The organism is Pseudarthrobacter scleromae (genome assembly GCF_014644515.1).
GTDB classification, from domain to species: domain Bacteria; phylum Actinomycetota; class Actinomycetes; order Actinomycetales; family Micrococcaceae; genus Arthrobacter; species Arthrobacter scleromae.
In genome coordinates this window covers 20,763-36,401 of record NZ_BMKV01000007.1, presented here as the reverse complement: position 1 = coordinate 36,401, position 15,639 = coordinate 20,763, and the positions used below count along the sequence as shown (strand labels likewise).

The 15,639-nt window shown below is 66.1% G+C and carries 19 protein-coding genes; 13 read left to right on the top strand and 6 right to left on the bottom strand.

Going from position 1 to position 15,639, the window contains the following annotated elements; translation table 11 throughout:
* Window positions 1-70 precede the first annotated feature (70 nt).
* The 7 genes from IEX33_RS16800 to IEX33_RS16770 are packed head-to-tail and all read left to right on the top strand — an operon-like array spanning window position 71 to window position 5,880.
* A complete protein-coding gene (locus IEX33_RS16800) occupies window positions 71-1,189 on the top strand; it encodes a histidinol-phosphate transaminase (protein ID WP_188732072.1) in 1,119 nt (372 codons plus the stop codon).
* Window positions 1,190-1,249: 60 nt separating this feature from the next.
* Window positions 1,250-1,876, top strand: coding sequence for an imidazoleglycerol-phosphate dehydratase HisB (gene hisB, locus IEX33_RS16795; RefSeq protein ID WP_188732070.1), 627 nt, complete (start codon window positions 1,250-1,252; stop codon window positions 1,874-1,876).
* On the top strand, window positions 1,873-2,685 hold the full coding sequence (hisH, locus tag IEX33_RS16790; RefSeq protein ID WP_188732068.1) for an imidazole glycerol phosphate synthase subunit HisH: 813 nt from the start codon (window positions 1,873-1,875) through the stop codon (window positions 2,683-2,685). Before hisB ends, hisH begins: the two co-directional genes overlap by 4 nt.
* On the top strand, window positions 2,686-2,844 hold the full coding sequence (locus IEX33_RS16785) for a hypothetical protein (RefSeq protein ID WP_181038237.1): 159 nt from the start codon (window positions 2,686-2,688) through the stop codon (window positions 2,842-2,844). It abuts the gene before it with no gap.
* A 39-nt stretch (window positions 2,845-2,883) separates the two neighbouring features.
* Complete coding sequence (gene priA / locus IEX33_RS16780; RefSeq protein ID WP_188732066.1) at window positions 2,884-3,630, top strand: bifunctional 1-(5-phosphoribosyl)-5-((5-phosphoribosylamino)methylideneamino)imidazole-4-carboxamide isomerase/phosphoribosylanthranilate isomerase PriA; 747 nt, start codon at window positions 2,884-2,886, stop codon at window positions 3,628-3,630.
* A 14-nt stretch (window positions 3,631-3,644) separates the two neighbouring features.
* Window positions 3,645-4,526 (top strand): SseB family protein, encoded by an 882-nt coding sequence (locus IEX33_RS16775; RefSeq protein ID WP_188732064.1) that lies wholly within the window; start codon window positions 3,645-3,647, stop codon window positions 4,524-4,526.
* A 55-nt stretch (window positions 4,527-4,581) separates the two neighbouring features.
* Window positions 4,582-5,880 carry an MFS transporter gene (locus IEX33_RS16770; RefSeq protein WP_188732063.1) on the top strand — a complete coding sequence of 433 codons (1,299 nt, stop codon included), beginning with the start codon at window positions 4,582-4,584 and terminating at the stop codon, window positions 5,878-5,880.
* A 161-nt stretch (window positions 5,881-6,041) separates the two neighbouring features.
* On the opposite strand, the gene IEX33_RS16765 is transcribed toward IEX33_RS16770, so the two are convergent.
* Entirely contained in the window at window positions 6,042-6,440 is a 399-nt protein-coding gene (locus tag IEX33_RS16765) for a DUF1844 domain-containing protein (protein ID WP_188732061.1), read from the bottom strand.
* A gap of 386 nt (window positions 6,441-6,826) precedes the next feature.
* Here IEX33_RS16765 and infC point away from each other — a divergent pair, with 386 nt between their 5' ends.
* From infC to IEX33_RS16745, 4 genes are all read left to right on the top strand, one after another.
* Entirely contained in the window at window positions 6,827-7,831 is a 1,005-nt protein-coding gene (gene infC, locus IEX33_RS16760; protein WP_229675437.1) for a translation initiation factor IF-3, read from the top strand.
* Window positions 7,832-7,946: 115 nt separating this feature from the next.
* Window positions 7,947-8,141, top strand: coding sequence for a 50S ribosomal protein L35 (gene rpmI / locus IEX33_RS16755; RefSeq protein ID WP_009358635.1), 195 nt, complete (start codon window positions 7,947-7,949; stop codon window positions 8,139-8,141).
* Between the two features lie 119 nt (window positions 8,142-8,260).
* Window positions 8,261-8,647 carry a 50S ribosomal protein L20 gene (gene rplT / locus IEX33_RS16750; protein WP_013600575.1) on the top strand — a complete coding sequence of 129 codons (387 nt, stop codon included), beginning with the start codon at window positions 8,261-8,263 and terminating at the stop codon, window positions 8,645-8,647.
* A 63-nt stretch (window positions 8,648-8,710) separates the two neighbouring features.
* The gene (locus IEX33_RS16745) at window positions 8,711-9,622 is read left to right on the top strand and encodes a TrmH family RNA methyltransferase (RefSeq protein ID WP_188732058.1); all 912 of its coding nucleotides are present in this window, start codon (window positions 8,711-8,713) and stop codon (window positions 9,620-9,622) included.
* 122 nt (window positions 9,623-9,744) lie between these two features.
* Here the strand turns inward: IEX33_RS16745 and IEX33_RS16740 are convergent, their stop codons facing one another.
* A complete protein-coding gene (locus IEX33_RS16740) occupies window positions 9,745-10,020 on the bottom strand; it encodes a GlsB/YeaQ/YmgE family stress response membrane protein (protein WP_009358633.1) in 276 nt (91 codons plus the stop codon).
* 157 nt (window positions 10,021-10,177) lie between these two features.
* Window positions 10,178-11,386 carry an MFS transporter gene (locus tag IEX33_RS16735; protein ID WP_188732056.1) on the bottom strand — a complete coding sequence of 403 codons (1,209 nt, stop codon included), beginning with the start codon at window positions 11,384-11,386 and terminating at the stop codon, window positions 10,178-10,180.
* 162 nt (window positions 11,387-11,548) lie between these two features.
* On the opposite strand from IEX33_RS16735, the gene IEX33_RS16730 reads away from it, so the two are divergent.
* Window positions 11,549-11,992 carry a (deoxy)nucleoside triphosphate pyrophosphohydrolase gene (locus IEX33_RS16730; protein ID WP_308421995.1) on the top strand — a complete coding sequence of 148 codons (444 nt, stop codon included), beginning with the start codon at window positions 11,549-11,551 and terminating at the stop codon, window positions 11,990-11,992.
* Here the strand turns inward: IEX33_RS16730 and IEX33_RS16725 are convergent.
* From IEX33_RS16725 to IEX33_RS16715, 3 genes are all read right to left on the bottom strand, one after another.
* Window positions 11,989-13,101, bottom strand: a complete 1,113-nt coding sequence (locus IEX33_RS16725) for an Rv2578c family radical SAM protein (protein WP_188732195.1) — start codon at window positions 13,099-13,101, stop codon at window positions 11,989-11,991. The genes IEX33_RS16730 and IEX33_RS16725 overlap by 4 nt on opposite strands.
* 82 nt (window positions 13,102-13,183) lie before the next feature.
* Window positions 13,184-13,876 (bottom strand): SIMPL domain-containing protein, encoded by a 693-nt coding sequence (locus tag IEX33_RS16720; protein WP_188732054.1) that lies wholly within the window; start codon window positions 13,874-13,876, stop codon window positions 13,184-13,186.
* Between the two features lie 3 nt (window positions 13,877-13,879).
* On the bottom strand, window positions 13,880-14,365 hold the full coding sequence (locus IEX33_RS16715; RefSeq protein ID WP_188732052.1) for a hypothetical protein: 486 nt from the start codon (window positions 14,363-14,365) through the stop codon (window positions 13,880-13,882).
* 212 nt (window positions 14,366-14,577) lie between these two features.
* On the opposite strand from IEX33_RS16715, the gene pheS reads away from it, so the two are divergent.
* Entirely contained in the window at window positions 14,578-15,639 is a 1,062-nt protein-coding gene (gene pheS / locus IEX33_RS16710; protein ID WP_188732050.1) for a phenylalanine--tRNA ligase subunit alpha, read from the top strand.

The following is a 15,639-nucleotide window of genomic DNA, read 5'->3' as shown; positions in this document are numbered from 1 at the left end:
GGCACATGCCGAGGGCGAACAGGATGCCGTCACATTTTCCGGCACCCGGCACGGGCACTAAACTGTTCAGGTGAATGACCAGCTAGAACGCCTGAACCGGCTTCCCCTCCGCAGCAACCTCCGCGGGCTTACCCCTTATGGTGCGCCGCAGCTGGACGTCCCCATCCTCCTCAACGTCAACGAGAACACCCATGGTGTTCCGGCTGACGTGCGGGCTGCCATCAGCGCGGCGGTGTCCGAGGCCGCCGCAGGGCTGAACCGCTACCCGGACCGGGAGTTTACGGAACTGCGGAAAGCGCTGGCAGAATACCTGGGCCATGGATTGGACGAGACCAACCTCTGGGCCGCCAACGGCTCCAACGAGGTGCTCCAGCAGATCCTCCAGGCCTTCGGCGGCCCTGGACGCACAGCGCTCGGCTTTCCGCCCACGTACTCCATGTACCCGCTGCTGGCCAGTGGAACGGACACCGAGTACATCATCGGTGAGCGCGCCGAGGGCTACGGCCTCAGCGCCGAATCCGCGGGGCGGCAGGTCAAGGAACTGCAGCCCAACATCGTGTTCCTCTGTTCACCCAACAACCCCACGGGGACGGGACTGGGGCTGGACGTCGTGGAGGCCGTCTACGAGGCCGGTGAAGCGAGCCAGACCATCGTCATTGTGGACGAGGCCTACCACGAGTTCGCACACGACGGGACGCCCAGTGCACTGACCTTGCTGCCAGGCCGGGAGCGGCTGATCGTGTCCAGGACCATGAGCAAGGCCTTCGCGCTGGCGGGAGCCCGCCTGGGCTACATGGCTGCAGCACCCGAAGTTGCCGATGCGCTGCGCCTGGTCCGGCTGCCGTACCACCTCTCCGCCATCACGCAGGCCACCGCATTGGCCGCCCTCCAGCACCGTGAGGCGCTGATGGCGGATGTGGAAGACATCAAGAAGCAGCGGGACCGCATCGTGTCGGAGCTGACGCGCATGGGCCTCAAGCCCGCCGCGTCCGACTCCAACTACGTCTTTTTCGGCGGACTGGAGAACCCGCACCGGGTCTGGCAGGAACTGCTGGATGCGGGCGTACTGATCCGGGACGTGGGGATTCCGGGCCATCTTCGCGTCACGGCCGGAACTGAGACCGAAACCACAGCCTTCCTCACATCCCTGGAAAGCATCCTTGCAAGCCAGGCCACGCTTCCCGCCTAGACTGGAAGCAGCGGCGCTGGACGCCCTGAACCGCCCCTTCTGCCCAAAAGGACCCAACGCATGAGTACCACCGGACCGAACGCGGCTGCGGCCCGCACTGCGCGCATGGAACGTGCCACCAGTGAGTCGTCCGTGCTCGTGGAAATCAACCTGGACGGCACCGGCACCTCGGACATCGACACGTCGGTACCGTTCTACGACCACATGCTCACGGCGCTGTGCAAGCACTCGCTGATCGACATGACCGTCAAAGCCACGGGCGACATCCACATTGACGTCCACCACACGGTGGAGGACGTCGCCATCACCTTCGGAGAGGTGCTGCGCACCGCGCTGGGGAACAAAGCCGGCATCCGCCGGTTTGGCGAGGCCACCGTCCCCCTTGACGAGGCCCTGGCCCACGCCGTCGTCGATGTTTCCGGGCGTCCCTACCTGGTGCACGGCGGCGAGCCCGCAGGCCAGGAATACCACCTGATCGGCGGCCACTTCACCGGGTCACTTACCCGCCACGTGTTCGAGGCCATCACGCTGCACGCGGGCATCTGCCTCCACATGAACGTCATCGCAGGCCGCGATCCGCACCACATCGTCGAGGCCCAGTTCAAGGCGTTCGCGCGGGCGCTCCGTGCTGCTGTGGAACCGGATCCCCGTGTTGAGGGGATCCCCTCCACCAAGGGTGCGCTGTGAGCGGCCAGGTCCTGCGGGACGGTGCCATCGTGGATCCCTCGGCCTCCCGGAAGCTGCCCTCGCCCGAGGGCAAGCCCACCGTCACTGTCCTGGATTACGGCTCCGGAAACGTCCGGTCCGCCGTGCGGGCGCTGCAACGGGCCGGTGCGGAAGTCATCCTGAGCTCAAAGCCGGAGGACGTCCTGAACGCCGACGGCCTGGTGGTCCCCGGAGTCGGGGCCTTCGAAACCGTGATGCGTGAGCTTAAAGCCGTGGACGGCATCCGCCTCATTGGCAGGCGGGTGGCCGGCGGACGGCCGGTCCTGGGCATCTGCGTGGGCCTCCAGGTCCTCTTTGAGGCTGGAGTGGAGCATGGCACCGAAGCTGAAGGCATGGGTGAATGGCCCGGCAAGGTGGAACTCCTGCCGGCGGACGTCGTGCCGCACATGGGCTGGAACACCGTCAAGGTACCCGAGGGCTCAAAGCTGTTTGCCGGCATCGAAAACGAGCGGTTCTACTTTGTGCACTCCTATGGGGTCCAGGAATGGAACTTCGATGTCATTCAGCCACGGATGGCAGCGCCCCTGGTCACGTGGTCCGAGCACGGCGCTCCGTTCATTGCCGCCGTCGAGAACGGTCCGCTCTGCGCCACCCAGTTCCACCCCGAGAAATCCGGTGATGCGGGCGCGCGCCTGCTCCACAACTGGGTGGAAGCCCTGCGCAGGCCCGCTGCCGTCGGCCAGCCCGACAGCACCCAGGCCAACAGCACCCAGGCCGGCGGTGCCCCGGCCAACGGCGGGGTGCCGGATTCGGAAGGCGGCACCGCCTAGATGTGGTCCGTTCTCCTGATGGGGCTTGCCGGCGTACTCGTCGGCGGCGCCCTGTCCTTCAGGCAGCAGCACAAGCCGCTCTGGACCCAGATTTCGTTTTATGTTCTTGCGGGCATGTCGCTGCTCGCCGCCTACCTGCTGACGCTGCCGGGCAACTGACCGCGGCAGGCCATCCTGCCCCCACCCTGAGGATTCACCATGACCACTGCAACTGACCTTCCCGTTCTCGAACTGCTGCCCGCCGTCGACGTCGTCAACGGCCAGGCCGTCCGGCTGGTGCAAGGGGAAGCGGGCAGTGAGACCAGCTACGGGACCCCGCTCGAAGCAGCGCTGAACTGGCAGCAGCAGGGAGCTGAATGGGTTCACCTGGTGGACCTGGATGCAGCCTTCGGCCGCGGCTCAAACGCCGAGCTGCTCCGCGAAGTGGTGGGCCGGCTGGACATCAACGTGGAGCTGTCCGGCGGGCTGCGTGACGATGCAACCCTCGACGCGGCGCTGGACCTCGGAGTTACCCGCGTGAACCTGGGAACTGCCGCGCTGGAAAACCCCGAATGGACCCGCCGGGCCATCGAGCGCTTTGGTGACAAAATCGCCGTCGGGCTCGATGTCCGCGGAACCACGCTGGCCGGCCGCGGCTGGACGAAGGAAGGCGGAGACCTCTGGGAGGTCCTGGGCCGCCTCGAGGAAGCCGGCTGCAGCCGCTATGTGGTCACTGACGTGACAAAGGACGGCACCCTGCAAGGGCCCAACGTGGAACTCCTCCGCCAGATGGTGGAGAAAACCGGCAAGCCCGTGGTGGCCTCCGGCGGTATCTCCAGCCTCGACGACCTGAAGGTCCTGCGCTCCCTGGTGCCCCTGGGTATTGAAGGTGCCATCGTGGGCAAGGCCCTTTACGCCGGCGCCTTCACGTTGCCCGAAGCCCTCGACGTGGCCGGCCGCCGCTAAGGGCGCACGCCGGCATGGCCAGCAACGAATCAGGCACCCCGTCACCCCGCCAGCTGCCGGGGCATATCGCTGCGGCGCTGGCAGGGGCCGGCGGCGCCACGGACTCCGCAGGGCAGCCCTGGACAGGCCGGAGCCTGGCGGGCGACGACGCCAGGATCCACAACTTCGAGAACGACGACGGGACGGCAAGCGGCGCCTATCTTGCCGCCATAGCGGCACTCCGGGACGGAACCGGGGACGAGGCGGCCGTCGTCGCCTCGCTCGCCACCGCACGGGTGTTCATCCCGATCGTGGCCCAGCTCGCGGAGGAAGCGGAAGGCCAGGACGGCCTGCAGGCCGACAAGCAGGCCGACATGGCGCTGGTCACGCTCAAAGCCGCCGACGGCAGGACAGCAATGCCAGCCTTCACCTCCACAGCGGCGCTGTCCGCCTGGCATCCCGGAGCCAGACCCGTTGCTGTGTACGCCGCACGCGCCGCGCTCTCTGCCGTCGCCGAAGGCGCAGAGTTGCTGGTCCTTGACCCGGGCTCTGCCTTCACGTTTGTGGTGCGGCGCCCTGCCGTGTGGGCGCTGGCCCAGCAGCAGCAGTGGACGCCGTCCTACAAGGACCAGGAACTTGCCGCCGAGATGGGCAGTGCGGCCGCCGCTTTTCCCGCCGTCCGGAACCTCGAACTGGTACAGGGCAGGGGAGTGGCCGCCCGTGCCGCCGACGGGACCGTGGCAGCAGGCGGAGGCGCCGGGCCGGAACTGCAGGTGGTGCTTTACCTGGAGGACGGGCTGGATGCCGCGGGGGTCCAGGAACTGGTGGGCGGACTCCAGGCCCAATGGTCCCGGAATGTATTGTTTGGGGAGCGCGTCGACTCGATCGACATCAAGTTGAGGCGTGCAGACCACTAGCCGGCAGCCAGCGGGGTGATCCCCAGCCACTGCGGCAGGACCTAAGGATCACTCAGTGAATTTCGCTCTCTACAGGGAGTTGCTCGCCGTCCGGCCTATCCGCCGGCTGTTGCTGGTGGGCATGGTCGCCCGCATTCCCCACTCCGCTGCCGGGGTACTGCTGACCCTCCACATCGTCCTGACCCTGAAGCAGGGGTACGCCGCCGCGGGCGCTGCCGCCGCCGTCATGACCATCGGCATTGCCGTGGGTGCACCGTGGCGCGGGAGGCGGGTAGACACCGTGGGCCTCCGGACAGCACTCATCCCCTCCGTGATCTCGGAAGCGGTTATCTGGTCCGTTGTTCCGCACGTGTCCTACCAGTGGCTCCTTCCGCTGGTGTTCGTGGGCGGCCTGCTCACGCTTCCCATCTTCAGCGTGGTGCGCCAGTCCCTGGGCGTGCTGGCCGACGGCGACCAGCGCCGTACCGCCTTCGCCCTCGATGCGATCACCACTGAGGTGGTGTTCATGATCGGTCCCGCTGCGGGCGCCATCGTTGCCACCAGCGGCTTCACGGTGCTGGGCCTCACCATTGTGGGGGTCTCCACGTCGCTGGCCGGGCTGTTCCTGATGTGGTTCAACCCGCCCACCCGAAGCCCGGCGCAGGATGAGGAACGCAGCGTAGATGAGCGCCACGCCGCCGAGGCCGCCGTGGTGTCAGCCGCCCCTGCCCACCTGCAGGAGGCTGCGGCCGAACTGGTGCCTGCGGGCGCAACACACCGCGGACCGGGCCTGCGCGGCAAGGTAGCCCACAACTTCGCCTGGTTCACCGCCACCGTGGCGGCAGTCTTCGCCGTGGCGGCGGGCGCGGGCATGGTGCTGAGCGGAACCGACGTCGGCATCGTCGCCGCCCTGGAAACCGGGGGGCGGCAGGCCGAAATCGGCATCGTCTTCCTCTTCTGGTGCGCCGCGTCCGTGGTGGGAGGCCTGATCTACGGGGCCATGCACCGCCCGGTCTCGCCGATCCTCCTGCTGCTTGGAATGGCCGCGCTGACAATTCCCATGGGGTTCGCGAACGATACGTGGGCACTGGCGTTCACCGCGATCCTGCCGGGACTTCTCTGCGCACCCGTGCTGTCCTCCGCGTCGGAAAAAGTTGCGGACCTGGTGGCTGAGGAACGCCGCGGGGAGGCCATGGGCTGGTACGGCTCGGCACTGACTGGCGGCGTGGCGCTGGGTGCACCGCTCGCGGGTGTCTTCATTGACGGCACGGGGCCATCCGGGGGCTTCGTTTCGGTGGGCGTTGCCGGCGTCGTGCTCTGCTTCGCAGGCCTTATCCTCCAGCAGCGCCGCCGGGGCAAAATCGGGGCCCAGTAATTTCCAGCCCGGCAGGCCGGGTTTTTGTCCAGATATGCCGGCTTCCGAGGCGCTAAAGTCTGCATATCTGGACAAAAAATCCATTAAATGCGCGACGGCGGGACGACCTGTGAAGCCGTCCCGCCGTCGTCGGGGGTTCAGAAAAGGGTGTTGCGGTCCGGTCAGTTAACTGCCCCGGTGTACTTCTCGCCCGGGCCCTTGCCCGGGGCATCGGGGATCAAAGACTCTTCGCGGAACGCCAGCTGCAGGGACCGCAGCCCGTCACGCAAGGGTCCGGCATGCTGGGAACCGATCTCCGGGGCGGCGGCGGTCACCAGGCCGGCCAGAGCGGTGATCAGTTTCCGGGCCTCGTCCAGGTCCTTCAGTTCTTCCGCGTTGTCCTCGGCTGCGAGTCCCAGCTTCACTGCGGCTGCACTCATCAGGTGGACGGCGGCCGTGGTAATGACCTCGATCGCCGGCACCTCGGAAATGTCGCGGACGTGCTGCGAGACGTCGCCAGCGGCACCTGCCTCATCCGCCGCAGGCTCGAAAACGTATGAATTACTGTCTGGGGTGCTCATACTGGTAAGCTTGACACAGACCGACTGGATGTCGTTATTTCAGAGATTGTTCCAAACGATCAAGGTTCCCACCGGCGCTGCACAGCGTTGACGGGAATTTTTTCTGTAAGATGGCATGCAGTTTGCAAGCGGAGTTCTCTCCCACCCGCGCCAGCCGCTGTTCCAACACTTTGGAACTCAAGGTTGCCGGGTACCTGGTTGGGCATGGAGCCGGCATGAGCCGGAGCCATGTGCGCAGTCCCTTCGCGGGACCTGCATCCGATCTTTCAGAGGCCTTCGATTGCTCCGGCAATTGGGGGCCTTCTCTATTTGCCGGATTCCACAACAAAAACAGGAGCTTTAACATTAGCGAGCCAAGAATCAATGAGCGTATCCGCGTCCCCGAGGTGCGGCTGGTCGGCCCTGCAGGTGAACAGGTAGGAATCGTCCGTATTGAGGATGCCCTGCGTCTGGCTGCCGAGTCCGACCTTGATCTCGTTGAAGTTGCACCTCAGGCGAAGCCTCCGGTGTGCAAGCTGATGGACTTCGGCAAGTACAAGTACGAGGCCGCGGTTAAGGCACGTGAAGCACGGAAGAACCAGACGAACACCGTTCTGAAGGAAATCCGCTTCCGCCTGAAGATCGACACCCACGACTACGAGACCAAGCGCGGGCACGCACTGCGCTTCCTCGGCGCCGGGGACAAAGTCAAGGCCATGATCCAGTTCCGTGGTCGCGAGCAGCAGCGTCCGGAAATGGGCATCCGCCTGCTCCAGCGCTTCGCCGACGACGTTGCGGAAGTTGGCGTTGTTGAGTCTAGCCCCCGCATCGACGGCCGCAACATGGTCATGGTGGTTGGTCCGCTGAAGAACAAGGCAGAGGCCAAGGCCGAAGCCCGCCGCGCCACGCAGCGAGCCGAGGCAAAGGCGGAGAACGAAGCCAAGGCTTCGGGCCGCGTTGACACCTCCGGTGATGATCAGGCGCCCCTGACCCAGTCACTCGCGGATCTGCTCCCGGAGGGGTTCGCCATCACCACCGAGCCGGAAACCGAAGCACCTGTGCAGGAGCCGGCCGCCGTCGTCGAATCCGCCGAAGCCCCTGCCAAGGCCACTGAGGCACCGATGCAGGAAGCACCCAAGGCCGAAGCCCCGAAGCAGGAGGCCCCCAAGGCCGAAGCGCCGAAGGCTCCTGCTGCACCCAAGGCGGCTGCTGCTCCCAAGGCAGCAGAGCCCAAGGCTGCACCGGCACCGAAGGCCGCAGCGGAGAAGCCTGCTGCTGCTCCAGCCGCCGCGCCGAAGCCCGCAGCAGTGCCTGCTCCGCCGAAGCCGGTGGCCAGGCCCGCTGCACCGAAGCCTGCCGCACGGCCCGCCCCCAAGGCAGCGCCCAAGCCGGCCGGCAAGAAGACCACTTAGTCCACAGCTGCCGGAGGTCGCCCTCCGGCAGTCAGCAACCAGCACGCCGCCCTGAGGGGCAGCTGCGCGATAGAGCTGCAGGCCCAGCCTGCGGAACGTAAGGAGATCGGTTCCCATGCCGAAGATGAAGACCCACAGTGGTGCCAAGAAGCGCTTCAAGCTGACCGGCAGCGGCAAGCTGCGCCGCCAGCAGGCCAACCGCCGCCACTACCTCGAGCACAAGTCCTCCAGGCTGACCCGCCGCCTCGCCGGCGACAAGATTGTCTTCAAGGGCGACGCCAAGGTCATCCGGAAGATGCTCGGCATCTAGTTTCCAAGTTCTTAGACTGACCACCACCTGGTGTAAGTCACCTACCAAAAAGCCTTCTCAGGCCGCCGGGACTACCGGCAGTAGATGCTTGGGAGCAGAATTTTCGAAGGAGTACGCACGTGGCACGTGTGAAGAGGGCGGTCAACGCCCACAAGAAGCGCCGGGTTATCCTTGAACGCGCAAAGGGCTACCGTGGACAGCGTTCACGTCTGTACCGCAAGGCCAAAGAGCAGCTGCTGCACTCGTTTGTGTACAGCTACGGTGACCGCAAGAAGAAGAAGGGCGACTTCCGCCGCCTGTGGATCCAGCGCATCAACGCTGCATCCCGCGCCAACGGACTCACCTACAACCGCCTGATCCAGGGCCTGAAGGCCGCTGAGGTTGAGGTTGACCGCCGTATGCTGGCCGAGCTGGCCGTTTCCGACGCCAACGCTTTCGCAGCGCTGGTCAAGGTTGCCAAGGATTCCCTGCCTGCCGACACCTCCGCCAAGAAGGCTGTCGCCTAGCAAACGGTTGTTCCCGTCAGGGACAGTTCAAGAACCGGTGGCAGCAGCCACTAAAGTTCTTATATGAACGAAACCGGGCGCCCGCAAGATTTTCCACTGTCCAATCCCCGAGCTGATCGGGTGAGGGACGTGGCAAAACTTGCCGGGCGCCCGGCCCGTTTAAAGCGCGGACAGTTCCTTGCCGAGGGGCCGCAGGCAGTGCGGGAAGCGCTCAGGCTCCATCAGCAGCGTCTTGCCGTGGGCCAGCCTGGCGTGGTCACCGAGGTGTTCGCCAGTGAAAGCTGCCTGGACCGGCATCCGGAATTCGAGGAACTGTCCCAGGGAGTCAATGCCCGCCTGGCCACGGACGAGGTCCTGGCAGCCATGGCGGACACCGTCAACCCGCAGGGGATCGTCGCCGTCTGCCGTTTCCTTGACGTGACGCTGCAGGAAGTGCTCGACGCCGGCCCCCGCCTGGTTGCCGTGCTCTGCCAGGTCCGCGACCCCGGCAACGCCGGAACGGTCCTCCGCGCGGCGGATTCAGCGGGAGCCGACGCCGTTATCCTCACAGCGTCCAGCGTTGACATCTACAACCCCAAGGCCGTCAGGTCCACGGCCGGTTCGCTTTTCCACCTACCGGTGGTGCTGGGGGCGAACATTGACGAACTGTCGGCTGCCTGCCGAGCCAGGGGTATCGGCGTCCTGGCGGCCGACGGCTACGGGCCCCTCAACCTCGACACCCTGCAGGACGAGAACGCCCGGCGCCGACTGACCGGCGAAGGGCCGCAGTCCGAGTACGCACTGGAGCAGCCCACGGCCTGGCTGTTCGGCAACGAGGCCCAGGGCCTGTCCCCGGAGGAGCTCGCGCTGGCGGACCACCGGGTCGCCGTGCCGGTGTATGGTTCCGCGGAAAGCCTCAATTTGGGGACAGCGGCTACGGTCTGCCTCTATGCCAGCGCGCGCTCCCAGCACCTGCCGGTCCCGGTAACCGCCTAGCATTGGACGCCCCGCACTGCCTATGCCTCAGGCAGTGCGCGCCTCAACAGACAGGCGGGATTAAACATATAAGGGCTCCGGTTCGCCGGAGCCCTTGCTGTTGATGTTGTCCTGCGAGCGGATCAGGGTGCGCGGGTGGCCTTGCCGCGACCGGTGATAGCTCCGTAGATGCCGGCCACAACCAGGCCGCCGACGATAGCGAGAATCCAGGTGCCGAGGTCGAAGAAGGCAAGATCGCCCCTGTTGAACAGGAGGCTTCCGATCCAGCCGCCGACGATGGCGCCTACGACACCCAGTACCAGGCTGGTCACCCAGCCGCCGCCAACCCGTCCGGGCATGACAGCCTTAACAATGGCCCCTACGATGAGGCCCAGAATAATCCAAGCAAGAAAACCCATGTCTCCTCCTTATACTGACCGGGATCTCATGGTCCCGATGTGGCTCAAGCTAACATACGGGTCCCCTGATGTCAGCAGGCTTACAGGCAGTTGACCCGGTAGGCCGGCGGGCAGGGCCGCCGGGTGCCGGGCCACGAGTGAATCATCACTCCAGGGATCAGGCGGCCAGCGGCCTCTTTCGCTCCAGCAGTCCGCTGGTGATGGCGACGCCGAGACCCAGCAGGGCGAGGACGGCACCTACCAATGCGGGGGCTGTGTAGCCCCAGCCCAAGGCGATCACCAGCCCGCCCAGGAATGCCCCGAGGGCGTTGGCGACGTTCAGCGCCGCGTGGTTCAGTGATGATGCGAGGGAGGGTGCATCCGGGGACGCGTCCAGGAGCCGGGTCTGCAGTGCGGGGATCAGCATGGACCCGGAAGCACCCACCACGAACACCATGACAAAGGCGGACCACGGCCACTGGACGGCCACGGCGTACACCACCAGGGCAACGGCGATGCCGGGCAGCACCTTGTAGAGGGTGCCCATCACGGACCTGTCCGCAATCCGGCCGCCCACAATGTTGCCGGCCACCATCCCCAGCCCATACAGGGCCACCACCAGGGGAATCAGTGAGGACGGGATGCCTGCCACCAGGGTCATGGTGTGGGCGATGTAGGTGTAGGTGGCAAAGAAGCCGCCGAAGCCGACAATACCGATCAGGATGGCCAGCCACACCTGCAGGCGTTTGAGGGCGCCCAGTTCGCGCCGGATGCTCGCATCCGGGTGGGCTTCGTGGAAGGGGACGAATTTCCATACCAGGGCAATGGTCAGCAGGCCGATCAGTCCCACCAGGACAAACAGGAGCCGCCAGCCGTACGTCTGGCCCATCCAGGTGGCAAACGGAACTCCCACCACGTTGGAAATGCTCAGGCCGGCCATCACCATTGAGATGGCCCAGCCCCGCCGGGTGGGTGGAACCAAGGAAGCGGCGATGACGGCTGCCACCCCGAAGAATGCGCCATGCGGCAGCCCGGCGGCGAAGCGCGACACCAGCATTGTTCCGTAATCCGGGGCGAGGAAGGACGCCAGGTTGGCCACTGTGAAGAACACCATCAGTCCGAGCGCCAGGTGCTTGCGGGGGAGCTTGGCACCCACCGCGGCCAGCAGCGGGGCTCCCACCACGACTCCCAGGGCATAGGCGGAGATGAGGTGGCCGGCTTCCGGCGTGGAAACCCCAAGGCCCTGCTCGACTTCCTGCAGCAGGCCCATCATGGTGAATTCCGTAACCCCGATGCCCACCCCGCCCATGGCGAGGGCGAGGATGGCCATGGCCAGGTTGCTGGATCGGGCGGGGGCTGCCGTGGACGTTTGGAGGACGCTGCTCATAAGCCTGCTTTTCGAAGGAGGAAAGTGATGGTGGACCAATGCCACGGCAGTGGGGCTGATGAGGTCCGGACCCTGCAAACAACCCGGAAAGGGGAACCAGTATTCCCCTGGCAGAAGGATATTTGCAGCTGGTCCATTCATTGTCCCCCATAGAATGGGGCGGTGAACGGACAGATACAGGTGGTAGGCGGAGCCGTCGTGGACAGCCTGGCGGAACCCTCCATGCTGCTGGTGGCGCGGCGCAGCGCTCCGGAGCAGTTGGCAGGACTCTGGGAGTTCCCCGGTGGAAAAGTGGAGCCCGGCGAGGAGCCGGAGGCGGCGCTGGCCCGCGAACTGCTCGAGGAGCTGGGGATAGGGGTTCGGCTCGGCGCTGAGCTCCCGTCGCAGGTTCCGGGCGGCTGGCCACTGAACCACCGGGCCAGCATGCGGGTGTGGTTTGCGGAGATTGCCCACGGGGAGCCGAAGGCGCTCGAGGACCACGATGAACTTCGGTGGATGGCGCTGGAGAATCACAGGGGTGTCCTTGACCTGCCGTGGATTCCCGCGGATTTTCCGATAGTCCGGGCCCTGCTTGGCGCCGTCAGGGCAGAAGGCGCACGGTCCTAGAAGAGCGTTGCCTGTCCCTCGGAAGCTTGCTTTTTTCCGGACAGTTCCTGGCCGGGTGCGGCCGCCTGGGGGATGATGCCTGCGGGATATTCGGCTTCCTCACCCCGGGGATCGTCCTCCAGATCCCTGTGGCTGAAGCCGGACGTGTTGGTAAACCCGTGGCGGGCTTTGAAGTACCGGACTTTGCCCGCAAGCCACGAGCGGTATTCCTTGGACGCGTACGAACCTGTCCCGTAGAGCCGCCGGTAGCGGCCCGCCAGCCCGGGATGGTTGGCGGCAATCCACTTCATGAACCACTCCCTGGTCCCTGGCTTGAGGTACAGGGCTCCGGCCGTGACGCCGGTTGCGCCCGCAGCCGCCAGGGACGCAAACAGCGCGTCGAGGGCCTCATCGCTGTCCGAAAGCCACGGCAGGATGGGCATGGCCATGACACCGCAGGGCAGGCCGGCTTCACGGAGGCGGGAAACGAGCTTGAGTCGCGCCCGGGGTCCGGGCGTTCCAGGCTCAATGGCCTCGGACAGGGCTTCGTCTGTCATGGCTAGGGAGATGCCAATGCCCACGGGCACCTGGGCGGCCGCGCTCTTGAGTAGGGGAATGTCGCGGGCAAGCAGGGTTCCCTTGGTGAGGATGGACAGGGGAGTGCCGGACTCGGCAAGTGCGGTGATGATGCCGGGCATGAGCTGGTAGCGGCCCTCAGCCCGCTGGTAAGGATCCGTGTTGGTACCCAGGGCAACCTGCGGACGCGTCCACGATGGCTTGGCCAGTTCCTTCCGGAGAACCTCAGCCGCGTTGACTTTCACCACCACCTGGCTGTCAAAGTCCAGCCCGGCGTCAAAATCAAGGTAGGTGTGGCTCTTGCGGGCAAAGCAGTACACGCAGGCGTGGCTGCAGCCCCGGTAGGGGTTGATGGTCCACTCGAAGGGCATCCGTGAACCGGCAGGCACCTTGTTGAGCACCGATTTGGCGGTGACCTCATGGAAGGTGATGCCAGCGAACTCGGGGGTCGTGATGGAACGGACCAGGCCGGCCAGGGGAAGCAATGCGGGGGATGGGGTTTGCGCAGCCGTTTCCGCTGGCCGGGGCATCAGTGCTTGGGCGTCCCATCTCATGCCGTCCATTCGAATCTATGTTCGAACCAATGTCAAGCATGCGCGGCGTGGAGCGGCCGGCTGGTGCCAGTGCGGCGTGCGCCTAGGTGCCGGCCAGGAGCTCCCACTCCACGCTGACTGCCGCGTCCACCACGGAATCGCCAGCCTCCACGCTGAGGGATTCCACGGCAGCCGCCCGCTGCATCCGGGGCAGCGGCACCGGGCCCCGGCCCGGTCCGTCCTCGGCTATGGAAAGCACCCGTCCCAGCCGGGCAGAGGCAAGCTGCGCGTACTGCGTGGCGGTGCTGAGGGCGTCCAGCCAGGCGGCCTCCCGAGCGCGTGCCCGCACAGCCGCGTCATCGCTGAAGGTGAGTTCCACGCCGTTCAGCCGGACATCGTTTCCGCCCGCGTCAACTGCCTCCGAAGTGGCGGCTGAGGCGGAACCCAGGTCCCGCAGCTTCACGGTGAGGGTGCTGGCTGCCACGTATCCGGTGACCCGCTGTCCTTCGCCGTCCCGCCAGGCGAGTTCCGCGCGGACGTTAAGGCCCGACGTGCGGATGTCGGAGTCGGCCACCCCATGCCTGCGGAAAGAGGCCGTCACGGCGTCCGAGCCGGCTCCCGCCCGCGCGTAGGCGTGCCCCACCGAATCGGCCCGGCACTCCACCCCGATCGAAACCACCGCAAGGTCAGGCGCGGCTTCCGCCGAGCCCGCGCCCGACACGCGGACTGTGCCGGGCGAGGCATTGCCACGGGTGGCACCGCCACCGGCTTCATCGGCGTCGTACGCAGTGGCCATGGGTCAAACCTCCACTTCAGACGGGCGGCGGCGCGGAGGCCGGCGCCGGGTTTTGCCCGTAGGGTAACCGCCGGCTTCAAGGCCGGCGTGGCGCTCGAAGATGTTGCGCGTCCCCGGGTTGCCGGAGCGCACCAGCGACCAGCCTGCGGCCAGCAAATACAGGGGAAGGAACGGCGCGCCCAGGCACCAGGCGTACTGCGTGCAGTGCTTCTCCTCGTGGCCCAGCAGGGCCGGGCGGGACAATAACTCGGCGGCGGTGCCTCGGCACAACACCACGTTGCCCAGGGTAAAAGCTCCGGCGAAAGGCAGCCGCGGCCTGTACCCGGACGCAAGGATCAGGCCGCGGGGGCCGCTGCTGATCCGTGTGCGCGCGGCAAGGGCCACCGCCAGGCCAAGGACAGTGCTGCCGTTAGCCAGGTTCGCCGCCTGCCGCAGTCTCTGCGCAGCCGTGAGGCGCTTCTGGGCTCCCGGGCGCCGGCGCACTGTCATGAGGCTATGGTAGCCGGAGCCTTCAATTAGACTGGAGGGCAGTGGCCGCCGGCTCAACCGGTGTGCCCTGACCTGGTCATTGAATGAACCGGAATGCACAGTTGGCATTGGGGACATTCATCCATGACCTGCCAGTGACGGACGCGCCGCCGGGAAACCGTGCAGGGCTGCCCCGTTCACCGGCAGCCACGACTCGTAGCTAAGAACAGTAGATGACTGAAACTTTGCCGGGCGCCGCCATCCCGAACCCCACGGATGAAGCCGCCATCACTGCCGCTGTAGACCAGGCCGTCGCCGCCATTGCCGGCGCGGGCACCCTTGATGAGCTGAAGGCGGTGCGGCTCGCCCATACCGGCGAGAAGTCCCCGCTCAGCCTCGCCAACCGTGAGATAGGCAAGCTGCCCAAGGACCAGAAGGCCCTCGCCGGAAAGCTGATGGGCGCATCTCGCGGACGGGTCAACAAGGCGCTCGCCGACCGCACAGCAGAGCTGGAAGCGGAAAACGACGCCCGCATCCTCCTGGAAGAGACCGTGGACGTCACCGCCGCGCCGCGCCGCCGTCGTGCCGGTGCACGGCACCCGCTCTCCACGCTCCAGGACCGCGTGGCGGACATTTTTGTGGGCATGGGCTGGGAGATCGCCGAGGGGCCGGAAGTCGAATCGGAATGGTTCAACTTCGACGCCCTGAACTTCAAGCCGGACCACCCTGCCCGCGAAATGCAGGACACCTTCTTCGTGGAACCGCCCGAGGCGCACCTGCTGATGCGCACGCACACCTCGCCGGTGCAGGTACGCTCCATGCTCGAACGCGAGCTGCCCATCTATGTGCTGTGCCCGGGCAAGGTGTTCCGCACCGATGAACTGGACGCCACCCACACTCCGGTGTTCCACCAGTTCGAAGGCCTTGCCATCGACAAGCACCTGAGCATGGCGGACCTCCGCGGCACGCTTGAGCACTTCGCGCGGCAGATGTTCGGCGACGAGGCCCAGATCCGGCTGCGTCCCAACTACTTCCCGTTCACCGAACCGTCGGCGGAGCTGGACATCTGGCACCCCGGCGCCAAGGGCGGTCCGCGCTGGATCGAGTGGGGCGGCTGCGGCATGGTCAACCCCAACGTGCTCCGCGCCGCCGGCATCGACCCGGACGTCTATTCAGGTTTTGCCTTCGGCATGGGCATCGAGCGCACCCTTATGTTCCGCAACGAAGTGGGGGACATGCGCGACATGATCGAAGGCGATGTACGTTTCAGCGAGCACTTCGGGATGGAGATCTAA

What these genes read in the sequence shown, in the direction of transcription:
- IEX33_RS16745 (WP_188732058.1), top strand. Translation starts at nt 8,711, where the DNA reads ATGAACGAAACCGGGCGCCCGCAAGATTTTCCACTGTCCAATCCCCGA.
- IEX33_RS16785 (WP_181038237.1), top strand. Translation starts at nt 2,686, where the DNA reads ATGTGGTCCGTTCTCCTGATGGGGCTTGCCGGCGTACTCGTCGGCGGC.
- pheS (WP_188732050.1), top strand. Translation starts at nt 14,578, where the DNA reads ATGACTGAAACTTTGCCGGGCGCCGCCATCCCGAACCCCACGGATGAA.
- priA (WP_188732066.1), top strand. Translation starts at nt 2,884, where the DNA reads ATGACCACTGCAACTGACCTTCCCGTTCTCGAACTGCTGCCCGCCGTC.
- IEX33_RS16725 (WP_188732195.1), bottom strand. Translation starts at nt 13,101, where the DNA reads ATGAGATGGGACGCCCAAGCACTGATGCCCCGGCCAGCGGAAACGGCT.
- IEX33_RS16735 (WP_188732056.1), bottom strand. Translation starts at nt 11,386, where the DNA reads ATGAGCAGCGTCCTCCAAACGTCCACGGCAGCCCCCGCCCGATCCAGC.
- IEX33_RS16720 (WP_188732054.1), bottom strand. Translation starts at nt 13,876, where the DNA reads ATGGCCACTGCGTACGACGCCGATGAAGCCGGTGGCGGTGCCACCCGT.
- hisB (WP_188732070.1), top strand. Translation starts at nt 1,250, where the DNA reads ATGAGTACCACCGGACCGAACGCGGCTGCGGCCCGCACTGCGCGCATG.
- IEX33_RS16715 (WP_188732052.1), bottom strand. Translation starts at nt 14,365, where the DNA reads ATGACAGTGCGCCGGCGCCCGGGAGCCCAGAAGCGCCTCACGGCTGCG.
- IEX33_RS16765 (WP_188732061.1), bottom strand. Translation starts at nt 6,440, where the DNA reads ATGAGCACCCCAGACAGTAATTCATACGTTTTCGAGCCTGCGGCGGAT.
- IEX33_RS16775 (WP_188732064.1), top strand. Translation starts at nt 3,645, where the DNA reads ATGGCCAGCAACGAATCAGGCACCCCGTCACCCCGCCAGCTGCCGGGG.
- rpmI (WP_009358635.1), top strand. Translation starts at nt 7,947, where the DNA reads ATGCCGAAGATGAAGACCCACAGTGGTGCCAAGAAGCGCTTCAAGCTG.
- IEX33_RS16740 (WP_009358633.1), bottom strand. Translation starts at nt 10,020, where the DNA reads ATGGGTTTTCTTGCTTGGATTATTCTGGGCCTCATCGTAGGGGCCATT.